Source organism: Sporichthyaceae bacterium (genome assembly GCA_036269075.1).
In the GTDB taxonomy this organism is placed as follows: Bacteria; Actinomycetota; Actinomycetes; order Sporichthyales; family Sporichthyaceae; genus DASQPJ01.
On record DATASX010000014.1, the window covers coordinates 1 to 22,291 of the forward strand.

Genomic DNA, 22,291 nt, shown 5'->3' on the forward strand with positions numbered 1-22,291 from the left:
CCCGCCCGGCCCTCAACCCGCCCGCCCGGCCCTCAACCCGCCCGCCCGGCCCTCAACCCGCCCGCCCGGCCCTCAACCCGCCCGCCCGGCCCTCAACCCGCCCGCCCGGCCCTCAACCCGCCACCACGGGGCCGAGTTGCAACGCGTGTGGCGACTTCGCGCCGGGGATCGCCACACCAGCTGCAACTCTGCCCAGGGGTGGTTTGGGCGACTGGGTGAGCCGGGGGTTGGGTGAGCCGGGGGTTGGGTGATCTGAGGGTTTCGGGACCGGGTGCGGGCGGGCAGGACGGTGGGTATGCGGACCCGCTCCGCGCTCGCGGCGTGCCTCGTGGGCGCACTCGTGCTTACTGCCTGCGGTGACTTCGACGCGGCCTTGCGTGGGCCGACCCCGCTGGTGGTCGCGATCGGCGGCGAGCCGGACCAGTTGGACCCGCACAAGACGACCGCGTACGCAAGCTTCCAGGTGCTGGAGAACGTCTACGACACCCTGGTGGTGCCGAATGCCGACGACAGCGGGTTCGTGCCGTCCCTGGCCACGTCCTGGTCTACCAGCCCCGACCAGCTGTCCTGGACGTTCCACCTGCGCGGCGGCGTGACCTTTCAGGACGGCAAGACGCTGGACGCCGCCGACGTCGTCTGGTCGCTGGACCGCATCATCGACCAGAAGCTCGCCAACGCCTTCCGGCTCAAGTCGATCGACAGGGTCGTCGCCGTCGACCCGAGCACCGTCCGGATCGACCTGAAGACTCCGACGCCCTACCTGCTCGCTGAACTGGGCGGATTCAAGGGCACCGCGATTCTGCCCGCCGGGATCGACAAGCGACTGGATCTGGCCCGCCAGACCGACGGCACCGGGCCGTTCCAGTTGGCGCGGCAGACCGCGGCCGGGATCACGCTGGTGCCGTTCCGGCGCTACTGGGGCGCCGGTCCGTTCGTGTCCTCGGTGGAGTTCCGCTTCGTCTCCGAGCCGACCACCGCGCTGGTCTCGTTGCAGACCGGCGAGGTCGACTGGACGGACAACGTCCCGCCGCAGCAGGTCGCCGACCTCGAGCATGACGAGCACGTGCGACTGGGCCAGGTGCCCAGCCTCGACTACTGGTACCTGGCGCCGAACTTCGCCCGCCCGCCGTTCGACGACCCACGGGTGCGCCGGGCGATCGCGCTCGGCGTGGACCGCCCGGCGATCGCCGAGGCCGCGCAACCGGGGCTGGCCCAGGTGCTGCAGACCGCGATCCCGGCCGGCAACGCCTGGCACTCCGACTACGCCCCCTACACTCGCGACCTGCCGCAGGCCCGGGCGCTGCTGGGCGCCGCCGGGCACCCGCATCTGACGATGAACGTGATGGTCACCACGCAGTATCCGGAGACCGTGCAGGCGGCCGAGGTGATCGCGGCGAACCTGCACGAGATCGGGATCGACGTGAAGGTCGACGTCGAGCAGTTCGCGACCTGGCTGGACCGCGAGTCCAAGGGCGACTTCGACACCTACCTGCTCGGCTGGCTCGGCAACATCGACCCGTTCGACTTCTACCAGGCGCAGCAGACCTGCGGCGGTGTCGACAACTTCGGCAGGTACTGCGACCACGCCACCGACGACGTGCTGAACGCCGCGGCGACCGAGACGGACCCGGGCCGCCGGCACGACCTCTACGACCAGGCCGCACACCGGATCGTCGATGCGAACAGCTACATCTACCTGTACAGCCCGCGGGTCGTGCAGGCCTGGTCGCCGAAACTGACTGGGTATCAGATCCGGCCGGACCGCGCGGTGGACTTCGAGACCGTCCGGCTGGCGAAGTGACGCGCGGCTTCCTCGCCCGCCGCCTGGCCGCGACCCTGGCCGTGCTGCTCGGCGTCAGCGTCGGGGTGTTCGCGATCGTGCACGTGGTGCCGGGCGACCCGGTCCGGCTGGCGTTGGGCACCCGGTTCGACCCGCAGACCTACGCCGCCCTGCGGGCTCGCGCCGGGTTGGACCGGCCCTTGCTCTCGCAGTACTTCCACTGGCTGATCGGCTTGCTGCACGGCGATCTGGGGATCAGCTTCCGCAGCGAGGAACCGGTCGCGGACGTGATCGGGGGACGGTTGCCGGCCACGGTCTCGCTGGCCGTGGCCGCGGTTCTGGTGGCCGCACTGATCGCGGTTCCGCTCGGGCTGGCCTCGGCGCTGCGGCCGCGTTCGGCCCTCGACCGGGTGGCCTCGGTGCTCAGCCAGGTCGGGATCTCGGTGCCGGACTTCTGGCTCGGCATCCTCACGATCCTCCTGCTGGCCGGGCACCTGCGCTGGTTGCCGGCCGGCGGCTACGTCCCGCTGACCCGGGACCCCACGCGCTGGGCACGCCATCTGGTGCTGCCGGCGGTCTGCGTCGGCGTGGTCTCCGGCGCGGTGCTGACGCGGTTCGTGCGCGCCGCCGCCCTGGACGTGCTGGGGGAGGACCACGTCCGAACCGCCCGCGCCAAAGGCCTTTCCGAGGCCACCGTGGTGCGCCGACACGTGCTGCGCAATGCGAGTGTCCCGGTGCTCACCGTCGCCGGGGTGCAGTTGGCCTACCTGCTGTCCGGGGTCGTGGTGGTGGAGATCGTGTTCTCCTGGAACGGGTTGGGCCAGTTGGCGCTGCAGTCCGTGCAGTCCCGCGACTATCCGGTGCTGCAGGGCGCGGTGCTGCTGTTCGCGGTGGTCTTCCTGGCCGTCAACCTCGTGGTGGACGTACTCTACGCGGTGCTCGACCCACGGATCTCGTTGCGATGAGCCGAAGTCCGGTCGCGGCCGTGGTCCGCGAGCCCTTGGGCGCCGCCGGGGCGGCGGTCCTGATGCTTTTCGTGGCGGCCGGGGTGTTCGGGTCGGTCTTCGCGCCGTACTCGGCGACCGGTGTCGACGTGGTGTCCGGACGGCTGTCCGCGCCCTCGTGGGCGCATCCGTTCGGCACCGACCAACTCGGGCGCGACGTGCTGTCGCGGGTGTTGATCGGCGCGGGCGCGTCGTTGCGGGTCGCGGTGCCGGCGGTGGCGTTCGCCGCGGCGCTCGGCGTGAGTGCAGGCCTGGTCGCGGGCTACCGGCGCGGCTGGTTGGACGCCGTGCTGATGCGCGCGATGGACGTGCTGTTCGCGTTCCCGGCGATCCTGCTGGCGATCGCGATCCTCGCGGTCCGCGGCCCCGGGCCGACCAATGCGGCGGCCGCGATCGGCGTCGTCTACACACCGATCTTCGCCCGCATCGCCCGAGCCGGCGCGCTCTCGGTGCGGGAGTCCGGCTACGTGCGGGCCGCCCGGTCGACCGGCGCCGGCGACGGTCGGATCCTGCTGCGGCACGTGCTGCCGAACGTCGCCGGTCCGGTGATCGTGCAGGTCTCGGTGAGCCTGGCGTTCGCACTGCTGGCCGAGGCGGCGTTGTCGTTCCTCGGGCTGGGAACTCAGCCGCCGCACCCGTCGTGGGGCGGGATGCTGTCCGACGGCCGGGACTACATGGCGCAGGCGTGGTGGATGGCGGCGTTCCCGGGGCTGGCCATCGTGCTGGTCGTGCTGGCCTGCAACCTGCTCGGCGACGCGCTTCGGGATGCGCTCGACCCCCGGGAGCGGACCTCGTGACCGCCGCGCCGGCGCTGGCCGTTCGCGACCTGGTCGTGGAGTTCGCCACCGAGCGCGGCCCGGCGCGGGCCGTGGACGGGGTCAGCTGGGACGTCCGGCCAGGTGAAACTCTCGCTGTCGTCGGAGAATCCGGCTGCGGCAAGAGCGTCGGAGCGCTCGCGGTCCTCGGCCTGCTGCCGGCCCGCGGGACCACCGTGCGAGGCCGGGTCGAGTTCGCCGGCACTGACCTGCTCACGGCATCGCCGGAGGAGTTGCGGGCGATCCGGGGCCGGGGCATCGCGATGGTGTTCCAGGACCCGATGACCGCGCTGAACCCGATGCTGACCATCGGGAGGCAACTGGCCGAGGGGATGCGGTTGCATCTGCGGCTGTCGCGGCGGGCCGCCCGCGACCGCGCCGCCGAACTGCTCGCCGCCGTCGGCGTGCCCGACCCGGTGCAACGACTGGGCTCTCACCCGCACGAGTTGTCCGGCGGGCAGCGGCAACGGGTGCTGATCGCGATGGCGCTGGCGTGCGAGCCGACCGTGCTGATCGCGGACGAACCGACTACCGCGCTCGACGTCACCGTGCAGGCGCAGATCCTCGCCCTCGTCGCGGATCTGCAACACCGGCTGGGAATCGCGCTGGTGTGGATCAGTCACGACCTCGGCGTGGTGGCCGGGATCGCCGACCGGGTCGCGGTGATGTACGCGGGCCGGATCGTCGAGGACGGCCCTCGCGAAACGGTGTATCGGACACCGCGCCACCCCTACACCCGCGCCTTGCTCGACGCCCGGCCCGTGCTCGGCCGACCCCGCGACACCCTCGCGGCGATTCCCGGCCGGCCCCCGGACCCGGCCGACCGCCCACCCGGCTGCGCGTTCCGGCCCCGCTGCCCGGTCGCCGCCGACCCGCGGTGCGCGATGGCCGTGCCCGAGTTGCGCGAGGTGGGCCCGGGCCACCGCGCCGCGGTCTTCTACGACCTGACGGAGCGTCAGACTGCTGGAGCCGGCGATGAGTGAACCACTGCTTGCCGTCGAGGGCCTGCACGTGCACTACCCGGTGCGCGGTCGCCGCGGCGCCGTGCTTCGCGCCGTCGACGGGGTGAGCCTGGCCGTCGAGCGTGGCGAAACCCTCGGTGTGGTCGGCGAATCCGGGTGCGGCAAGTCCACGATGGCGCTGGCGATGCTGCGGCTGATCCCGGCGACCGGCGGGCGGGTCCGGTTCGACGGCACCGAGGTGACCTCGGCGCGGCGCCGGGCGCTGGGCCCGCTGCGCCGGCGCACCGCCGTGGTGTTGCAGGACTCCGCCGGCGCACTCGATCCACGAGCGTCGATCGGTTCGTCGGTGGCCGAACCGCTCGAGGTGCACGGCCTGAACCGCGGGCGTGGGGCCCGGGCCGCGCGGGTGGCGGAGTTGCTGGACCTCGTCGGCCTCGACCCGGGCATCGCCGCGCGGCGCCCGCACCAGCTGTCCGGTGGGCAGCGGCAGCGGGTCGGCATCGCCCGGGCGCTGGCCGCGGGCCCGGAGCTGCTGGTGTGCGACGAACCGGTGGCCTCGCTCGACGTCTCGGTCCAGGCACGCATTCTCAACCTGCTCACCGAACTGACCCGGGACCTGGGCCTGGCCGGGTTGTTCATCGCGCACGATCTGGCGGTCGTCGAGCACATCAGCGATCGGGTGGCCGTGATGTACCTGGGCCGGGTCGTGGAGGTCGGCCCCGCCGCGCGGCTGGCGACCGACCCGTTGCACCCGTACACCCGTGCACTGGTGGCCGCCGTCCCGGATCCGGAGCAGGGACGCGCGCAGGCCCCGCCGCTGGTTGGTGCCGAGGCGGCCGGCGCCGTCGACCTGCCGTCCGGCTGCCGCTTCCGGACCCGTTGCCCGCAAGCGTTCGACCGGTGCGTGCGTGACGACCCGGCGTTGCATGCGGTCGGGGGCGGCAGCGCGGTGGCGTGCCACTTGTTCGCCGCAGACGTGCCCTAGTTGTGCTCGGCCACCGCGGCGCGGACGCAGGCCGCCCGCAGGTGCTTCGACGCCTCGATATGGCCGGCCAGCAGTCGCACGGCCTGGTCGATGTCGCGGGCCAGCACCGCCTCGAGGATCTGCCGGTGTTCCTTGGCCACCGTGCGTTCCTCGGTCTTGGGCAGGGAGCCGGCCCAGGCCCGGTAGAGCTGGTCGGCGTCGCGGATGCCGTCGGCGATCACGCGCAGCCGCCGGTTCGGGCTGGCCGAGAGCAGGGCTTGGTGGTACCGCGCGTGGGCGTCGAGCCACTCGGGGTTGGCCTCGCCGTCCGGGGTGAGCGTCGGGATGCGGGCCATTGTGTGGTGTGCGGCGACGATGGCCGACTCCCAGCTGAGATCGCCGTGCTCGATCGCCTGGCGCACCAGGATTGTCTCGATCGCGACCCGGGCCTCGATCAGGTGGACCAGGTCCTCCTCGGACAACGCGACGACCCGGAAGCCCAGCTGCGGCTCGGCCGAGACCAGTCCTTGCTCGGCCAGCCGGAACAGGACCTCGCGCAGCACGCCGACGCTGGCGTCGTAGCGCCGGCTCAGTTCGCCGAACTGGAGGCGTTGGGTGGGACGCAGTCGCCCGTTGAGGATGTCCGCGCGGAGTCGGGCATAGATCTCGTCGGCCCTGGTGGCCGCCTTGGCGGGCATACGAAAATTCTAACCCACCGATGCTTGGTCCACACGATTTCGAAACTTGCCACTTTATTCGTAATATTGTGAGATGCGGATAAGGCAGACACTGACCTTCGCGTGGGGCGGCATCGCGGCCAACAAGATGCGCTCCATGTTGACCATGCTCGGCATCGTGATCGGCGTCGCCTCGGTGATCACGCTGATCGCGGTCGGCACCGGGTCGCAGGCCGCGGTGCAGGCCTCGATCAGCCGGCTGGGGTCGAACACGCTCTACGTGCTGCCCATGCCGACCGGCAACGGTGGCCACGGCAGCGCGCTGCAGCAGCAGATCCGGCGGATGCTCGGTATCAAGTCCAAGGCGGACAACTCCACCCACGACCAGCTTCCCGAACTGCGCATGGACGACGTCGCCGCGCTGTCCGACCGCAAGCAAGTTCCGGACGTCGCCGCGGCCGCCCCGGTGGTCGTGCTGCACAACGTGGTGACCCTCAACGGCAACTCCTCGCACAGCACCTCGGTCCTGCTCGGTACGACCGCGAACTACTTCAACATCGACGCGGACACGGTCACCGCCGGCCGGATGTTCACCGACGCCGAGAACGCTGCCCACGCGCATGTCGCCGTGGTCGGCATCAGCGTCGCCTCCGACCTGGTCAGCGGAGATCCCTCGGATCTGGTCGGCAAGCCGATCCGCATCGCGGGCCAGCCGTTCACCGTCATCGGCATCCTCGGCTCGAAGGGCTACTCCGGGCAGACCGACCTGGACGACAAGGTCGTGACCCCGATGACCGCGGCGCAGGACGCGCTGTACGGGTACAACCCGACAGGGCTGTCCCCGTTGAGCGCGATCGCCGTAGCGGCGGCCTCGGCCGGGCAGACCAACGCAGCTCAGGCCGAGGTGCAGAACCTGATGGACGAACGCGACCACGTGGACGCGGCGAACAGCCAGGTGATCGTGTTCAACTCGGCGGCGATCCTGTCCGCGTCGAGTTCGTCGAACAAGACGCTGACGATCCTGCTCGCCGCCGTGGCCGGGATCTCGCTGCTGGTCGGCGGAATCGGGGTCATGAACATCATGCTGGTCTCGGTCACCGAGCGGACGCGGGAGATCGGCATCCGCAAGGCCATCGGGGCCCAGGCGCGGGCGATCGTCGGCCAGTTCCTGGCCGAGGCGGTGATCGTCTCGATGGTCGGCGGGCTGATCGGGGTCGGCGTCGGATTCGTCGCGTCCCGCTTCACGATCATCGGCATCCATCCGGTGATCGCGCCCTGGTCCGTTTACCTGGCATTGGCCGTATCCGTGCTGACCGGGCTGTTCTTCGGCCTCTACCCCGCCCAACGCGCTGCTGCCCTACGACCGATCGAGGCCTTGCGTTATGAATGAGTGACGCAGCTTGGGTTGGGGGAACGGTGGCGAGCAGCAGCAATGTGACCATCCGGACGGCCGACGGCGACATGCCGGCCTACCGAGCGACACCGACCGGATCGCCGCGCGGTGGCGTGGTCGTGGTGCAGGAGGCCTTCGGGATCACCAGCCACATCGAGGACGTCGCCGGCCGATTCGCCGCGGCCGGCTACCTGGCCCTGGCCCCGGCGTTGTTCCACCGGCAGGGCTCGCCGGTCCTGTCCTACGCCGACATGGACCCGGTCCGCGACGTGATGGCGAAGCTGACCGGCGAGGGTTTGCGGATGGACGTCGCCGCGACGTTGGCCGCGTTGGCCGCCGACGGTCAACCCGCGCGGCGTTGCGCGGTCGTCGGGTTCTGCATGGGCGGCAGCGTCACGGTCGCGGCGGCCGCGGAGCACGCGCTCGGCGCGGCGGTGACCTTCTACGGTGGCGGCGTGCGCGAGGGCCGGTTCGGGCTGGCTCCGCTGCTCGAACTGGTCGGCGAACTGCATACCCCGTGGCTCGGGCTCTACGGCGACCGCGACACCGGCATCCCGGCCGAGCAGGTCGAGGAACTGCGGGCGGCCGCTGCTGGGTCCGGCGTACCGACCGAGGTCGTCCGGTATCCCGAGGCCCAGCACGGGTTCGGATGCGACGACCGCCCGGCGGTGTTCGATCCGACCGCCTCGGCCGATGCGTGGCAGCGGACCTTTGCATGGTTGGACCAGCACCTGCGCCGATGAGCGAGCTTGCGAGCTCATCAATGAGCACAGTGCACGCCACCGTCGAGCCGCGGCAGTGGTTGCTGGTGCGCCGATGACCGAGACGATCACCCGTCCGGGTCCGCACCGGCACGACGCGGTCGCGCGGTTGCGGGGTGACCGACTGGACCGCCTGCTGGGGTCCGACCCCGGCCTGAACCGACTGCTCGGCGCCGTACACGCCGTGGTCTCGATCAGCCTCGTGCTGATCGTCGAGCGCGTTTTCGTGGCGGTCACCGGTGCGCTGCAGGATTCTGTCGGGCCGGGCACACCCGTGGCGGTGATCGAGGCCAACCACGCCCGACTGGTCGTCGCGCTGATGCTCGGCGCCATGATCTGCATGGTCACGACGCTGTCGGTGGTCGACGCCGGCGCCCGCGGCCAACTGATCAGCATGCTGGTCGTGCCGGTGCCGATGATCGCCGCGTTGACCCTGGGCCTGCTGCTCGGTGAGCACCGGACGGTGTCGCTGGTGTGCCTGGCGCTGGTCATGGGCACGGGCACCTGGTTACGTCGCTTCGGGCCGCGCGGCCTGATGTGCGGGTTCCTGCTGTTCCTCGGTGACTTCCTGGGCTTCTTCCTGCGCGGCAGCGTCCCAGTCCGCGACCTGGGCTGGTTGGTCGCCGAACTGCTGGTGGGCCTGGCCACTGCGATCGCCGTCCGCTTCACGGTTTTCCGGCCGCGGCCCCGGGCGGCGCTGATCCGGACCCAGCGTTCCTACGCCGCCCGCTCCCGCCGCTTGGCGGCCCTGGCGTTGGAGACGTTCGACGACCCGCGCAAGGAGCCTCGGCTCAACCGGCAGCTGACCCGGCTGAACGAGGCCGCGCTGATGATCGACGCCCAGCTCGGCGACCCCGCCGCGACCCCGCACCCCGCGGCCGCCCAGGTGCTCCATCAACGGCTGTTCGACCTGGAGCTGGCGCTGAGCAACCTGGCCCGCCTGGCCACTGTGCTGGGCACGCTGCCGATGACTCCGATGCAGCGCAATCAGGTCCGCGCCGTGCTGGTCGCCGTCGTGGCCGACGACCTGCCCACCGCCCGGGAGGTGGCCGAGGAGCTCGGCCGCTCGCTGCGTCCGGTGCTGCCCACGCCAGACCGCGACGAGTCCGTCGAGGCCGTGGTGGCCTACCGGTTCGCTGATGCGGTGCGGTTGCTCGCCGAGGCGATGGCCGACTGGTTGGCGGCGGGCAGCACCGCCGACGCGGCCGGCTGCTTCACCCCGGCCGCGGCGCTGTTCGGTGGCTGGTTGCCGGGCTCGACCGTGGTCAGCGCGACCGCCTCGGAGGAGCCGGTTCGCCGCGGGGACGGGGTCGCACTGACCGTCCCGGTCCGAGCCGCCATCCAGGCGACGATCGCGGTGGGCCTGTCCATCGTCGTCGGCAGCATGCTCTCGGAGCGCCGCTTCTACTGGGCCGTGATCGCCGCGTTCGTCACGTTCACCGGGGCGAACACCTCCGCCGAGCAGATCCGCAAGGCGCTGTTCCGCGTCGCGGGAACGTTCTTCGGGATCATCCTTGGCTCGCTGGTCGTCGCCGTGCTCGGCACGAACGCATACGCCTCGGTGGGTGCGATCCTCGCGTCGGTCTTCCTCGGTTTCTACCTGATGCGGATCAGCTACGCGTTCCTGGTCGTGGGCATCACCGTGATGGTGTCCCAGCTCTACCTCGACCTCGGTGAGTTCTCCCACTCGCTGCTGGTGCTGCGGCTGGAGGAGACCGCGGTCGGCGCCGGTATCGCGATCCTGGTGGTGCTCCTCGTGGTGCCGCTGAACACCCACCGGGTCGTCCGACTGGCGCTGCGTCAGTACCTGGAGGCGCTGGGTTCGCTGGTGGCCGAGGCCGGCCGGATCCTGGTCGAGGGCGGCGGTTCCGAGCGCGTGCGCGGCGTTGCGCGGCGCATCGACGCAGCGCAGCAGGAGCTGATCGCGACCGCTCGGCCGGTGCGCCGCAGCGTGCTCGGGTCGCTGGACGAGGACACCGGCCGGCTGCTGCACCACGCCTCGGCCGCCGGGTACTTCGCCCGGAGCCTGGTCGTGGACCTGTCCGGCGTCGGGGCGCCGTCGCCGGACGACGGACTGATTCGGCCTGCCATGCAACGGCTCGAGGAGTCGGTTCAGGCGCTCACCACCGCGCTGGCCGGGGATTCCTCGCGGCCGTACGTCCGGGCCGCGGCGCTGCTGTCCCGGGCGGAGAATTCGCGTCGCACGGCGACCGGTGCATTCGGGGCGGAACGGCTGGCGCTGCGCAGCCTGCGCCTGCTTGACGGAGCGTTGGCGGCGGTTGCTCAGGCGTTGGGTGTGTCGGTTGAGGACCCGGAATCGGCGGAGCCGACGACAAGACCAGCGCGGTTGGTTCTCTGAACAACTCCCTGGCTGGGGCGTTGCTGGGCGCAATAAATGGGGAAGTGGTGGAAAACGGGGTTGACACCGTTCCCATGTCGTTAGCAGGCTAACGACTTTGGTCCGCAGAGCAGTGAGGTCGTGCATGGCCGCCGGTATCAGGGTGCCCGAACACGAGCGGGACGAGGTCGACTCGGCCGACCTCTGGCGTGCCTGGGACGAATTCGCGGCGGCCCTGCGCGCCGCGCGTGGCCGGGCCGCCCGCGAGACCCCGGACGGCCTGACCCACTCCCAGTACCGCCTGCTGTGCGCCGTCTCCGAGACCCCGCAGGCGCGATGCGGGCATCTGGCCGACCTGCTCGGGGTCGCGGCGCCGACCGTCACCCGGATGCTCTCCGGCCTGGAGAACGCCGGGTTCGTGGCCCGGGTGCCGGCGGCGGAGGACCGGCGCGGGGTGTGTGTGGGGCTGACCGAGACGGGCCGGACGGTGCTGGCGGCCAAGCAGGAGGTCGTCACCCGCAAGCGGCGGCTGCTCCACGAGTCGCTGAGCCTGGCCGAGCGTCGGCAGGCGACGGCGTTGTTCCGGCGCCTGGCCGAGGAGCTGGACGTCCTGTGACCCTCACTTCGTTCGTCAACAGGCGTCAATCGCCTGTGACCGCGCCGGCCAAACGCCCAAATCAACTGCTGACGCTGTTCGCGTTGGTCACCGCGTCGAGCGCCTACGCGCTGTCGCAGACCTTGGTCACCCCCGCGCTGCCACTGTTCCAGCGCGAGCTGCACACCACGGCAACCATGGTCACGTTCCTGCTGACCGCCTACCTGCTCGCGGCCTCGGTGGCCACCCCGATCGCCGGCCGACTCGGCGACATGTTCGGCAAGAAGCGCCTGCTCGTCGCCGTCCTGGGGCTGTTCGCCGCGGGTTCGTTGCTCGCGGCACTGTCGTCGACGATCGAGCTGATGATCGTGGCCCGGGTCATTCAGGGCGCCAGCGCGGCGATCTTCCCATTGTCCTACGGGATCATCCGCGACGAGTTCCCGCGCGAGCGGATGTCCACCGGCATCGGGCTGATCTCCGCCACGTTCGGGATCGGCGGCGGCGTCGGGCTGATCCTGTCCGGTTTGATCGTCGACCACTTGTCCTATCACTGGCTCTACTGGGCCTCGCTGATCGTGGTCCTGGCCTCGTTGACCGCGACCGTGGTCTGGGTGCCGGAGTCCCCGATCAAGACCCCGGCGAAAGTCGACTGGACCGGGGCCGCGCTGCTGAGTGCTGGGCTGACGGCGGCGCTGGTCGCGATCAGCGAGGGCAACAAGTGGGGCTGGCTCTCGATGCGGATCGTCTGGCTGCTCGCCCTGGGCCTGATCCTGCTGGCGGTCCTGGCCTGGTTCGAGCCGCGCCATCCGCAGCCACTTGCGGACATGCGGATGCTCGCCCAACGCGCGGTGCTCACCCCGAACCTGACCGGATTCCTCGTGGGCTTCGGGATGTTCGGAGGCTTCATCCTGATCCCGCAGTTCGTGCAGATCCCCACTGCCGCCGGTTTCGGGTTCGGGGCCTCGGTCACCAAGGCGGGCGTGTTCATGCTGCCGTCGACAGTGGCGATGCTGCTGTCCGGCGCGGCAGCGGGGTGGATGTGCGAACGGATCTCGTCGAAGTTCGTGTTGCTGCTCGGCACCTCGTCGCTGACCGGGTCGTTCGTGTTTCTGGCGGCCTTGCACCACGACGAATGGTCTATCTACGTCGGGTCCGGGCTCATCGGCGCAGGACTCGGGTTCTCCTACGCGGCGATGGCCAACCTGATCATCGAGGCCGTCCCGCAGACGCAGACCGGCGCGGCCACCGGCATCAACACGATCATGCGGACGATCGGCGGCACGTTGGGCGGGCAGATCGCGGCCAGCATCATCGCCGCCCGGATGGCTCCCACCGGCCTGCCGCGGGAATCCGGGTTCACCGCCGCCTTCGTGATGTTCGGCGTCGCCCTGGTCCTGGCCACCGTCGCGGCAATGGCGATCCCGGCCGCCCGCAAGGCCCAAGCCGCGGACCTGGTCCTGCCGGCCGTGGGTGCCGCGACCGTGCCCGATCCGGTCGCCGAGCTGCACCTGATCGACGGCGCGGTGCACACCGCGGACGGCGACCCGCTGCCCGGGGCGCTGGTCGTGCTGCTCGACGAGCACGGGGTTGCCGTGCAGCAGACCGTCACCGACGGCTCCGGTCGCTACCGCATCACGGGCATCCGGCGCGGTCGGCACAGCGTTGTGGTGATCGCCGACGGCCACCACCCCGACGCCGCCGACATCGTGGTGCCGCATCCGATCGAGCCGCTGCTGGTGCTCGACCGATGCGATGAGCCCGCAGTCGCCGCCGGCGCCGCTCGAGTGCCGGCGACGTTCGGCTGGTGAGCCGGCGTCACCACCGGGCAACGTCGATACAGGCGGGGCGACTTCGGGCGCTGGATCGGCTCGGTGGTCTCAGCTCTGCCCACTGGTGGCGGGCAAGGTGACGTAGCGTCAGGAGTTGCGGGCGATCGCCAGGCCGGCATCGACGATCGAGTCGGCCAGTACGGCGGGATCGGCCTCGATGTGCCCGTGCACCCAGGCGCTGATCACGTCGGTCGTGCCGGCCACGATGATCCGGGTGACCACGTCATGGGCGGGGGTGCGGTTCGGCACCTTCCGGAACGGCAGGACGTGGTCGCGCAGCAGCACGACGTAGGTCTCGACCGCGGCGTTCCGGTGCTCGCGCAGCACCTGCACGGCGGGGGCGTCGGCGAACAGGCGGGACACCCGGGCGTCGGCGGTCAGGGCGCGCACGAGGATGTCGACCACGACCCGGGGCCGCTTGGTGCGGGCCACCCCGTCGAGCGCGGCCAGAATCTCGGCCTCGAGGCCGATCAGGAACTCGTCGAGGATCGCGAGCAGCAGGGCGTCGCGGTCGGTGTAGCTCTCGTAGAAGTAACGTTTCGTCAGCCCGGCGATCCGGCACACGCCCTCGGCCGAGACCGCCGTGGTGCCGTGCTCGCCGACGATCTCCAGGCACGCCTCGCGCAAGGCGGCGCGGCGTTCGGCGATTCGGTCGGTAGCCGCCACGCCCTTGTACGGACGGTGGGCGGTCGTCATGGGCATCAGTGTCGCATCTCGAGCATATTGACACGGTACCGTTTCAGTTATTGACTACGGCGATGGCTTGCTGCGTGTTCCTCTCCCTCGTGCTCGGGGGCGCGGTACGCGCCTGGTTCGCGGTGTTCGGTGGCCGTCGACCGGACGCCTTCGCCCCGCCGGCGCGGCGCTCGACCGAGGGCCCGCACGAGCAGTTGGAGCGGACATGACGGCGCCCGCGCTGCTCGCGGGCGACGTCCTCGACCCGGCCGACCGGCCGTCGAACCGTTGGACCACGGCCCCGATCCAAACCCCCCGAGGCGTGTTCGGGCCGGTCACCCGATCGCGGTTGCGTCGCGCTTCGGCTTGGTACGTGCTGCTCTGGGTGGTCGGGTTCGGGCTTGCCGCCACTGGATCGGCCGGTTGGTCCGCCCTCGGTTCGGGGCTGCAGTTCCCCGGCGGCGGACTGCTCGCGGGTGGTCACCCGGTGCTCGCCGGCCTCGGGTTCGGCGCCCTGCTGCTCGCCGTCTTCCTGTGGTGGGCGCTGGGGCCGGTCCTGCTCGCGCCGCTGACCTGGCTCGCCACCGCGGCCTGGGGCGCGGGTGTCGTCGACACCACCAGCAGCGGCCGACGGGCGACCGCGGCCGTGGCCGGGCCCGCGCTGCTGCTCGTGTCCTACGGGCTGCACACCGCCCGGCACCGTCGCCAGGCCGCCGTCGGCCGAGGGCGCAACCAGGAACTGACGCAGCATCAGTTTCGTATCGTCGGCCCGCCGGGCGACGCGGGGATGCCGGTCGCGGAGAGCACTGCGGAGGACCTGGCCCACCTGCGCTACGGCCTGGACATCGCCTTGCAGTCGCTGGACAAGTTCGACGGCTTCCTGCGCCTGGACCAGTTCCGCGAGGCCGCCACCCGGTACCAGCTCACCTCGTTGGGCTACGCGCTCGGGATGGCCCAGTTCACGCGTACGCCGGCGTTCACCGGCTACCACGCCGAGGCGATGCGCAATCTGATCGAGAAGGTCCTCGACCCACGGGTTTGGCGGTACTGGGCGCTGGAGAACGCCTGGGGCAACCTGAGCCGTAACGGCGACCCGATCGACAACCCCGAGAACGTCATGCTCACCGGGTTCTGGGGACTCGTCCTGGGCATGTACGAGTCGCTCAACGACGACCGGTACTCGAATCCTGCGGCGCTGACATTCCGCGACGAGAACCATGTATACGAGCACGACTTCGGCTCGGTCGCGCGCGTGCTGCACCGCAACGTGATGCGGTCGGACTACGCCCTGTTCGCGTGCGAACCGAACTGGATCTACAGCGTCTGCAACACCTTCGGGCTGAACACATTGCTTGCCCACGACCGGATGCACCGGACCGGCCACGCGGAGGCCGCTCGCTCGCGGCTGCGCGTCGGCATGGACGAGGAGTTCACCCGACCGGACGGCAACATCCTCGGCGTGCGCAGCGAGCGACTCGGCGTCTCGTGGAACTTCTGGGCCGGCACCTCGGTGCAGACGACCACGGCGTTCTGGATGCACCCCGGCATGCCGGACCTGGCGCAGCGCACCTGGTGGCTGATCCGCGAGCGGGCACTGGGCATCCGCGACGGCCGACTGACCTTCCCGGCCGCGGTCTCGAACCGGCTGGACCCCGGCAACTACCGGGTCGGCCGCGACACGTTCTCGCACATCGTCACGCTGATGGCCGCCCGCGAACTAGGCGACAACGAGTACGCGGCCGCGGCCGAGCGCACACTGCGCGAGCACGAGCCGATCGCCCATGCCGATGGTGTCTCGCGCCTGGCCGAGGCCTCCCCGATGGCGAACTTCTACGCGCTGCTGGGCCGGTTCGGCCGGCACAGCGGTCTGCGCGACCTGGTTTGCTCCGGTGCGCCGGCTGTGTGGCGGACCGGCCCGGTCCTGGCCGCGGCGCCGTACCCGGACGTGCTGGTGGCCCGAGCGGTCACCGACGGTCGGGCGTTGGACCTGGTGCTGCATCCGGGCGGTGCGCCGGTCCGGGCACGGCTGGTCGTCGAGCGTCTGGTCCCGCGTCGCGAGTACGCCGTCCTCGGGGCGGTGGCGGCCCGGGTCCTCGCCGACGAGCGGGGCCGGGTCGAACTCGAGGTCGATCTCGGTGGGCGCCACGAGGTGCGCGTCCAGCCGCTGGAGCGCTGACCCGCCCATCGCGGTCAAGCTCGTGAGTTCGACGCCGGCCACGTCGTGCTCGCCGTGGCCGGCAAGCAGGTGACCATCGAGCCGGGCAAGGCCACCATGCGTCGGGGCTGACCATCACCGTGACCGGGACGCCGGGGACCGTGGTCAACCTGCACTTCGCGAAGGGCTGACGACCGGCTGGATCGCGTGGCCCTTCGGCTGAATCAGTTGACTGCCCACCAAACAACCGCGCCCGTTTGCTGGGTTCCACAGGAGCACCAGTGCTCCGCGCGTACCTATCCTCCCCGGCATGCTTCTCGACACGCCTGCCTCCTCGCTCTCCGAATACCGGGCCATCGGCGGCTACGACGCGCTGTCAGCCGGCGCCGCCGAACTGCTCGAGACGGTCTGTGCGGCCGGGCTGCGCGGCCGTGGCGGGGCCTGGTTCCCCGTCGAACGGAAGTGGCGCACCGCGCTGGCCGAGCCCGGACCCCGGGTGCTCGTCGCCAACGGTGCCGAGGACGAGCCGGGCAGTCTGAAGGACCGTCACTTGATGGCCACCGCGCCGCACCTGGTGCTCGACGGAGCCTTGCTGGCCGCGCGGACGGTCGGGGCGCAGACGGTCCGGCTCTACGTCAACGAGCACGCGGCCGGCGCGCGCGAGGCCCTGGAACGTGCGGTCGGCGAGGCTGCGGAGTTCATCGCCGGGCTCGACGTCACCCTGGTCGCGGCACCGGCCACCTACGTCGCCGGCGAGGACTCCGCCGCGGTCGAATTCCTCGAGACCGGCACGGCGCAGCCGCGGTACAAGCCGCCGTACCCGGCCGCGGCGGGCCTGCACGGCCGCCCGACCGTGGTCAACAACGTCGAGACGCTGGCCCACGTCGCGTGGGCAGCGCGTGTCGGGGCGGCGGAGTTCCGCGAGCACGGCACCACGGCCGCCCCGGGCACGATGCTGATCACCGTCCCTGAGGAGTGCGCCAACCCGGGCGTGTACGAGGTCGAGGTCGGGGCCTTCCTGGACGAGGTCCTGGCCGGCGCCGCCGGCGGGTTCGTCGCCGGCCCGGCACGTGGGGTACAGGTGGGCGGCCCGGCCTCCGGCTGGTTGACCGACCTGCACGTCGCGCTCGACCCGGACTCGGTTGCGGCGGCGGGCTCGACGCTGGGCTGCGGCGCCGTCCGGGTGCTGCCCGCCGGGCACTGCGCGGTCGACGCGGTCGTCTCCACCTCGGAGTTCTTCGCCCGGGAGCAGTGCGGCAAGTGCCCGCCGTGCCGGATGGCCACGCAGTTCATCCACCGCGCCGCGGCCGGGCTGGCCGACAACAAGGGCACGACGGTCGCGCAGCTCGACACCGCGCCGACCCTGGTCGGGCAGGTCCGCGACAAGACCGCCTGCTCGCTGGTGAGCTTCCCGCTCTCGCCGCTGACGAGCGCGCGGGAGGTGTTCGCCGCCGACTTCGCCGCACATCTGGCCGGGCAGGACTGCGGGTTGGTGCACCGGCGTCGGTCGCTGCGCATCGAGGGCAGCTGAGGCGATCGGCGATACGTGGCTTCCGGCGAAACAGACTAAGCAACCTAGGTCTTTCAGTAGGAAACGTAGGTAGGTCAGTTCAGCCAGAGTTCTACAATCAGATTACAGAACGACAGTTTGATGTAGAGCTTCATCGACTGCCGACCTACTCCCCTAAGGAGGTTGACGTGCAGATCGGCGGCACGGAAATCCTCATCCCGACGATGATGGTCGGGAACTACCCGAAGCCCCGCTGGTACAACGGCCAGGCCTACGCGACCGTGCCGCAGGGCAGCTTCGTCTCCGACTCGATCTCCTTCGAGGCGTTCGAGGACTGCATCGCGGCGATCGTCACCGACCAGGAGCGCGCGGGGATCGACGTGATCTCCGACGGCCGCGTCTACGGCGGCGACACCCCCTACGCCGGGATCCTCTACTACTTCACCGACCGGCTGAAGGGCTATCAGCCCTACGGTCCGGCGTTGCAGTTGCCGCAGTACTCGACGATGTACTCCCCGACCTGCGACGGCCCGGTCGGCCGCCGCGTCCCGTGGCTGTCCGCCCAGCTGAAGGCTGCCAAGAAGTTCACCGACAAGCCCATCAAGATGCAGTACCTCGGCCTGGCCGGGGTCACGATGGGCACGAACAACAAGCACTACGACGACATCAAGGACCTCTCGTTCGCGTTGGCCAAGGCCTACAACGAGGAGTTCAAGCAGATCTCCGCCGAGGGCGCGGCCGTCATCCAGCTTGACGAGTTCGCCTGGCACTACGGTCTGCGGCTCGGGGAGTGGGAGAACGACGTCTTCAACGCCGCGGTCGAGGGTGTGGACGCGAAGATCCTGACCCACGTCTGCTGGGGCAACTTCATGGGCACCAAGGGCTACCTGCCCTCCGGCCCCATGCACGGCGACAACGTCGAACGGGAGGGCACGGAGTACGTGCCTGCGTTGCGCGACGCGGACGGCGCGACCCAGCGGTCCAAGGCCTGCTTCCCGCGGGCCCACGCGATGAACATGGACGCGTTGAACTTCGAGATCGGCAACACCGGCTCCGGCGACCTCAAGCCGCTGGCGAAAGCCAACTGGGAGCGGGATTTCGTGGCCGGCGTGATCGACGTCCGGTCCTTGGAGGTGGAGCCCGCCTCGGTGGTGGCCGACCGGATCCGGGACTGCCTGGAGGTCATCCCGGCCGAGCGCTTGGGCGTCACGACCGACTGCGGCTTGATCAACCTGCCGCGGATGATCGCGTTCGCCAAGCTGCGGGCCCTGGTCGAGGGAACCAAGATCGTGCGCGAGGAACTGTTGTCCGACCGGCTCGCAAGCTCGCCGGATGGGGAGGCCAAGCAGGACGCCTACGCCGGGAGGTCCGGATGACCGCCGCCGAAACCCTTCCCCTGGTGGGAATCGAGCTGATGCCCGGCGACGAGGCCGAGGCCATCGCGCTCGCGGCGCAGGAAGCATCCGACACCGTCGTCATCGATCGCAACGCCGCGGTGGTCATCGTCTCGGCACCGGGGCGGTTGGAGATCGACCCGGCGGTGGTGCGCGAGCACCTCGGCCGCGACGACTGGGCCGGCCTGGACATCCAGGTGATCATGGCCAGCTACTTCGGCTTCATCAAGCAACTCGACGACGAGCGCATCGTCCTCGAATGGCTGCGCAAGGCCTGACCTCGGAAGGAGGGGCTCTCATGGGAAAGACCGTGCTCGTCTGCACCAACGTGGACTGCCACGAGCGGGGCTCGGAAGCCCTGTTCAACCGGCTGCTGGACCGGGTCGAGGAATCCGACCTCGACTGCGAGGTGCGCGACTACCTCTGCTTCTCGGCCTGCGAGAAGGGCCCGAACGTCGTCGTCGTGGAGGACCGCGTCTGGTACTCCGGCGTCGCGGGCGAAGCGGACGCCGACCGGATCGTCGATGAACATCTGACGGATGGCCAGACCGTCGCCGAGCTCACCATCGACTCGGACAACATCACCAAGAACTTGATCTTCACCGTGCTCGACGCGGGCATCCTGCCCGGCGCGGTCTAAGACCCCCGGCACGGACCAGGACCCCGAAGGAGTTGTCCCGATGGACGTTTACGGCAAGTTCATTCCGCTCGCCGAGTGGAAGGTGCTGATCGACGACTGGCTGGAGACTCCCGGTCAGGAGGCGTTCTACAACCTGAAGCCGGACGCAAAAGAGGCCACCTATGACGCCATCTTCATCGGCGGCGGTGCTTCGGGCCGGTTCGGCGCCGCGGCACTGACCGCCCGTGGTGGCCGCGCCCTGGTCGTCGACAAGTGGCCGTTCCTCGGCGGGTCCTGCCCCCACGAGGCCTGCGTGCCGCACCACATCTTCTCCGAAGCGGCCCGCGAGTTGGACTATGCGCGGGAGTTCGCCGGCGAGTTCTGGTACCCGGAGTGGGACGCCACCAAAGCCTCGATCCTCGAGGTCCGCGACATGTTCATGAAGAACCGCAACACCGGCCACTCGATCATGAACTTCCAGTCCAAGGAGCAACTGGGCCTGGAGTTCATCCTCGGCGCCTGGGCGACCGTCATCGACAAGACAGTGTATGAACCTCTTTTTGGGGTCGAGGTCGACGGCGTGCACTACCGGACGAAGAACCTGGTGCTCTGCGTCGGTGCCCGCCCGACCCCGCCGGACATCCCGGGGATCGAGAAGAAGGGCGTCTACGACTGGTCCTCGATCCTGGACCACCTGGACTACGAGCCGAACCGCTGCGTGGTCATCGGCGGCGGCAAGACCGGCCTGGAGTACGGCTCCTTCTTCCAGGCAACCGGCTGCCACACCACCTACCTCTCGCGCAGCCCGCTGATGGGCACCAAGGGCCTGCATCACGTCGACGCGGACATCCAGGACTTCGTGAAGCGGATGATCCTGCACCGGGGCAGCGCCGTGCACGAGGGCGTCGAGCCCTTGGAGATCCTCGGCGAAGACAAGGTCACCGGCGTGCGGTACCGCGCCGCGGACGGCAACGAGCAGATCGTGGAGACCGACTTCGTCTTCCTCGGCACCGGCGAGAAGGCGCTGTCCAATCAGTTCGACGTGCTCGGCCTGGAGCTCAACGACCGCGGCCAGATCGTGGTCGACAAGCAGATGCGCACCTCGGTGCCCGGCGTCTACGCGGCCGGTGACCTCATCGACGGCCCGATGGAGATGTTCAAGGCTCGCAAGGCCGGCGTGTGCGCGTCGCGCCAGATCATGGGCGAGACGGATTACGAGTTCGACTACAGCGACTTCCCGGACTTCCTGCACACCACTTACGAGGTGGCCTGGACCGGCCTGTCCGAGGCCGAGGCGCGGGAGAAGTACGAGAATGTGATGGTCATTCAGATGCCGCCGAAGGGCGTCGCCCCGGAGGACTGCGGCCTGCCCGCCACCGACGGTTCGATGTTCTTCTCGTTCCTGCGACCCGGTCTGAACGGCATCATCAAGTCGGTCATCGACGCGGACACCCGCAAGATCGTCGGCATGCACAGCGTCGGGTTCGGCAACAAGAACTCCTTCCAGTACCTCGACGTGCTGATCAAGCAGCCGGGCGGCTTCACGATCGGACCAGATGGCCGAGGTCAACGAGCTGTTCCTCAACGACGGCTTCCCGCAGTTGCACCGGCTACGTGCGGGCCAGAAGCAGCTGAAGGACCTCTAATGCCTGCTCGTAAGACATTCGTCTGGCTCTCCGGGCGCAAGCGTCCGCCGAGTGAGTACGAGGAGCTGTCGACCGGTATCCAGTGGAACGGCGCTCCCGTCTCGCGGACTGCCACCGGTCAGTGGCGCGCCGACAGCACGTTGCTCTCCACCGACTGGGACGCGTTCCGCGACCCTGCAGGCATGTACTACCGGAACTACGTCGTCGGGCAGGACGCCGCGGAGAAGCAACTCGACTCGGTGTACTCCCTGGCCTCCGCCGCGGACTTCGTGTCCGCGATCGACCCGGCCTGGCGAGAATCGCTCACCGTGCTGGTGGGGGTCATGAGCTTCGCCCAGTGGGGGGCCTCCATGGTCATGCAGCACGTCATGCGGTTCACGCTCTCGCCAACGGTCGCGTGCGCGGTGCAGCTGCAGATCATGGACAAGCTGCGGGCCGCCGAACGTTGCGTCGAGTGGTTCGAGGTGCTGAACCCGTCGGCCGACGAGAAGGTGCTCCACACCGCCTGGGACTCCGATCCTTCGATCCAGCCGCTGCACAAGTACGTCGAGCAGGTGCTGGTGACCAAGGACTGGGGCGAGGACGTCGTCGCGATCAATCTGGTGCTTGCCGGATTGTTCGAGCCGTTCCTGCGAGAGTTCTACGTCCGCGGCGGGCGCGCCAACGGCGACTTCGTCACCGCGGCGCTCGGCACGCACCTGGCCAAGGACGCGACCCGTCAGGTCGCTTGGACGGATGCCTTCCTCGCCCAGTGCATGGTGGACGAGGCGAACGCGACCGTCATCGCCGGCTGGGTCGACCGCTGGTTGCCCGACGCGATAGCGGCGATGGACGCGTTGGTCGCCGGATATCCGGCAGCCGGTGTGGCCGAGGGGGCCGCATCGGTCGCTCGCGCCGAGTCACGGGCCCGGCTGGAGAAGCTCAACGTCAAGTTGTCCGACAACGTCGCCACAGCTCTCGAAGGGGTTCCGCAGTGAGTGTGAAGACGAAGAGCCGCGCGAAGCAGTTGTACTGGAAGCCCTCGTATGTGGATCTGGACGCGATGTATCCGGATCTGGCGTCGGCGGGGATCCATTTCGATGATTGGGATGCCTGGGACGATCCGTTCAACATCTCCTACCGGCAGTACATCGATGTGCAGGCGAAGAAGGAGCTGGGGTTCCACCCGGTGCGC

Annotated in this window: 20 protein-coding genes; 18 read left to right on the top strand and 2 right to left on the bottom strand. The window is 70.0% G+C overall.

The genetic code is table 11. The features are described from left to right. Window positions 1-295: 295 nt before the first annotated feature. The 5 genes from VHU88_02295 to VHU88_02315 are packed head-to-tail and all read left to right on the top strand — an operon-like array spanning window position 296 to window position 5,546. Entirely contained in the window at window positions 296-1,801 is a 1,506-nt protein-coding gene (locus VHU88_02295) for an ABC transporter substrate-binding protein (protein ID HEX3610495.1), read from the top strand. Further along, window positions 1,798-2,745 (top strand): ABC transporter permease, encoded by a 948-nt coding sequence (locus VHU88_02300; protein ID HEX3610496.1) that lies wholly within the window; start codon window positions 1,798-1,800, stop codon window positions 2,743-2,745. Before VHU88_02295 ends, VHU88_02300 begins: the two co-directional genes overlap by 4 nt. Continuing rightward, a complete protein-coding gene (locus VHU88_02305) occupies window positions 2,742-3,581 on the top strand; it encodes an ABC transporter permease (GenBank protein ID HEX3610497.1) in 840 nt (279 codons plus the stop codon). The genes VHU88_02300 and VHU88_02305 overlap by 4 nt, the downstream gene beginning before the upstream one ends. Next, the gene (locus tag VHU88_02310; GenBank protein HEX3610498.1) at window positions 3,578-4,582 is read left to right on the top strand and encodes an ABC transporter ATP-binding protein; all 1,005 of its coding nucleotides are present in this window, start codon (window positions 3,578-3,580) and stop codon (window positions 4,580-4,582) included. Before VHU88_02305 ends, VHU88_02310 begins: the two co-directional genes overlap by 4 nt. Further along, window positions 4,575-5,546 (top strand): ABC transporter ATP-binding protein, encoded by a 972-nt coding sequence (locus VHU88_02315; protein HEX3610499.1) that lies wholly within the window; start codon window positions 4,575-4,577, stop codon window positions 5,544-5,546. The genes VHU88_02310 and VHU88_02315 overlap by 8 nt, the downstream gene beginning before the upstream one ends. On the opposite strand, the gene VHU88_02320 is transcribed toward VHU88_02315, so the two are convergent. Further along, window positions 5,543-6,223 (bottom strand): GntR family transcriptional regulator, encoded by a 681-nt coding sequence (locus tag VHU88_02320; GenBank protein HEX3610500.1) that lies wholly within the window; start codon window positions 6,221-6,223, stop codon window positions 5,543-5,545. The genes VHU88_02315 and VHU88_02320 overlap by 4 nt on opposite strands. Before the next feature lie 73 nt (window positions 6,224-6,296). On the opposite strand from VHU88_02320, the gene VHU88_02325 reads away from it, so the two are divergent. From VHU88_02325 to VHU88_02345, 5 genes are all read left to right on the top strand, one after another. Beyond that, entirely contained in the window at window positions 6,297-7,592 is a 1,296-nt protein-coding gene (locus tag VHU88_02325) for an ABC transporter permease (GenBank protein HEX3610501.1), read from the top strand. Between the two features lie 44 nt (window positions 7,593-7,636). Then, window positions 7,637-8,338: a dienelactone hydrolase family protein gene (locus tag VHU88_02330; protein ID HEX3610502.1), complete on the top strand. Its 702-nt coding sequence runs from the start codon at window positions 7,637-7,639 to the stop codon at window positions 8,336-8,338. Between the two features lie 73 nt (window positions 8,339-8,411). Continuing rightward, window positions 8,412-10,715 carry an FUSC family protein gene (locus VHU88_02335; GenBank protein HEX3610503.1) on the top strand — a complete coding sequence of 768 codons (2,304 nt, stop codon included), beginning with the start codon at window positions 8,412-8,414 and terminating at the stop codon, window positions 10,713-10,715. A gap of 142 nt (window positions 10,716-10,857) precedes the next feature. Further along, complete coding sequence (locus VHU88_02340; GenBank protein HEX3610504.1) at window positions 10,858-11,310, top strand: MarR family transcriptional regulator; 453 nt, start codon at window positions 10,858-10,860, stop codon at window positions 11,308-11,310. A gap of 35 nt (window positions 11,311-11,345) precedes the next feature. Further along, window positions 11,346-13,097, top strand: a complete 1,752-nt coding sequence (locus tag VHU88_02345) for an MFS transporter (GenBank protein HEX3610505.1) — start codon at window positions 11,346-11,348, stop codon at window positions 13,095-13,097. 108 nt (window positions 13,098-13,205) lie between these two features. Here the strand turns inward: VHU88_02345 and VHU88_02350 are convergent, their stop codons facing one another. After that, window positions 13,206-13,814, bottom strand: coding sequence for a TetR/AcrR family transcriptional regulator (locus VHU88_02350; protein ID HEX3610506.1), 609 nt, complete (start codon window positions 13,812-13,814; stop codon window positions 13,206-13,208). A 50-nt stretch (window positions 13,815-13,864) separates the two neighbouring features. Here VHU88_02350 and VHU88_02355 point away from each other — a divergent pair, with 50 nt between their 5' ends. The 8 genes from VHU88_02355 to VHU88_02390 form a co-directional block, all read left to right on the top strand. Continuing rightward, a complete protein-coding gene (locus VHU88_02355; protein ID HEX3610507.1) occupies window positions 13,865-14,023 on the top strand; it encodes a hypothetical protein in 159 nt (52 codons plus the stop codon). Beyond that, the gene (locus tag VHU88_02360; GenBank protein ID HEX3610508.1) at window positions 14,020-15,969 is read left to right on the top strand and encodes a hypothetical protein; all 1,950 of its coding nucleotides are present in this window, start codon (window positions 14,020-14,022) and stop codon (window positions 15,967-15,969) included. Before VHU88_02355 ends, VHU88_02360 begins: the two co-directional genes overlap by 4 nt. Before the next feature lie 289 nt (window positions 15,970-16,258). Then, window positions 16,259-17,479: an NADH-ubiquinone oxidoreductase-F iron-sulfur binding region domain-containing protein gene (locus VHU88_02365; GenBank protein HEX3610509.1), complete on the top strand. Its 1,221-nt coding sequence runs from the start codon at window positions 16,259-16,261 to the stop codon at window positions 17,477-17,479. A 167-nt stretch (window positions 17,480-17,646) separates the two neighbouring features. Next, complete coding sequence (locus VHU88_02370) at window positions 17,647-18,834, top strand: cobalamin-independent methionine synthase II family protein (protein HEX3610510.1); 1,188 nt, start codon at window positions 17,647-17,649, stop codon at window positions 18,832-18,834. Beyond that, on the top strand, window positions 18,831-19,130 hold the full coding sequence (locus tag VHU88_02375; GenBank protein ID HEX3610511.1) for an MmoB/DmpM family protein: 300 nt from the start codon (window positions 18,831-18,833) through the stop codon (window positions 19,128-19,130). The genes VHU88_02370 and VHU88_02375 overlap by 4 nt, the downstream gene beginning before the upstream one ends. A gap of 20 nt (window positions 19,131-19,150) precedes the next feature. Then, on the top strand, window positions 19,151-19,492 hold the full coding sequence (locus VHU88_02380; GenBank protein HEX3610512.1) for a (2Fe-2S) ferredoxin domain-containing protein: 342 nt from the start codon (window positions 19,151-19,153) through the stop codon (window positions 19,490-19,492). A 40-nt stretch (window positions 19,493-19,532) separates the two neighbouring features. Beyond that, window positions 19,533-22,094, top strand: coding sequence for an FAD-dependent oxidoreductase (locus VHU88_02385; protein HEX3610513.1), 2,562 nt, complete (start codon window positions 19,533-19,535; stop codon window positions 22,092-22,094). Further along, window positions 22,091-22,291, top strand: a 201-nt coding sequence (locus VHU88_02390) for a hypothetical protein (protein HEX3610514.1), incomplete at its 3' end; no start/stop codon positions are given. The genes VHU88_02385 and VHU88_02390, both read left to right, overlap by 4 nt.

Bases quoted from the DNA above. Each gene is read 5' to 3' on its own strand.
- VHU88_02295 (HEX3610495.1), top strand. From the start codon at position 296: ATGCGGACCCGCTCCGCGCTCGCGGCGTGCCTCGTGGGCGCACTCGTG.
- VHU88_02305 (HEX3610497.1), top strand. From the start codon at position 2,742: ATGAGCCGAAGTCCGGTCGCGGCCGTGGTCCGCGAGCCCTTGGGCGCC.
- VHU88_02315 (HEX3610499.1), top strand. From the start codon at position 4,575: ATGAGTGAACCACTGCTTGCCGTCGAGGGCCTGCACGTGCACTACCCG.
- VHU88_02320 (HEX3610500.1), bottom strand. From the start codon at position 6,223: ATGCCCGCCAAGGCGGCCACCAGGGCCGACGAGATCTATGCCCGACTC.
- VHU88_02325 (HEX3610501.1), top strand. From the start codon at position 6,297: ATGCGGATAAGGCAGACACTGACCTTCGCGTGGGGCGGCATCGCGGCC.
- VHU88_02335 (HEX3610503.1), top strand. From the start codon at position 8,412: ATGACCGAGACGATCACCCGTCCGGGTCCGCACCGGCACGACGCGGTC.
- VHU88_02350 (HEX3610506.1), bottom strand. From the start codon at position 13,814: ATGACGACCGCCCACCGTCCGTACAAGGGCGTGGCGGCTACCGACCGA.
- VHU88_02360 (HEX3610508.1), top strand. From the start codon at position 14,020: ATGACGGCGCCCGCGCTGCTCGCGGGCGACGTCCTCGACCCGGCCGAC.
- VHU88_02365 (HEX3610509.1), top strand. From the start codon at position 16,259: ATGCTTCTCGACACGCCTGCCTCCTCGCTCTCCGAATACCGGGCCATC.
- VHU88_02375 (HEX3610511.1), top strand. From the start codon at position 18,831: ATGACCGCCGCCGAAACCCTTCCCCTGGTGGGAATCGAGCTGATGCCC.
- VHU88_02380 (HEX3610512.1), top strand. From the start codon at position 19,151: ATGGGAAAGACCGTGCTCGTCTGCACCAACGTGGACTGCCACGAGCGG.
- VHU88_02385 (HEX3610513.1), top strand. From the start codon at position 19,533: ATGGACGTTTACGGCAAGTTCATTCCGCTCGCCGAGTGGAAGGTGCTG.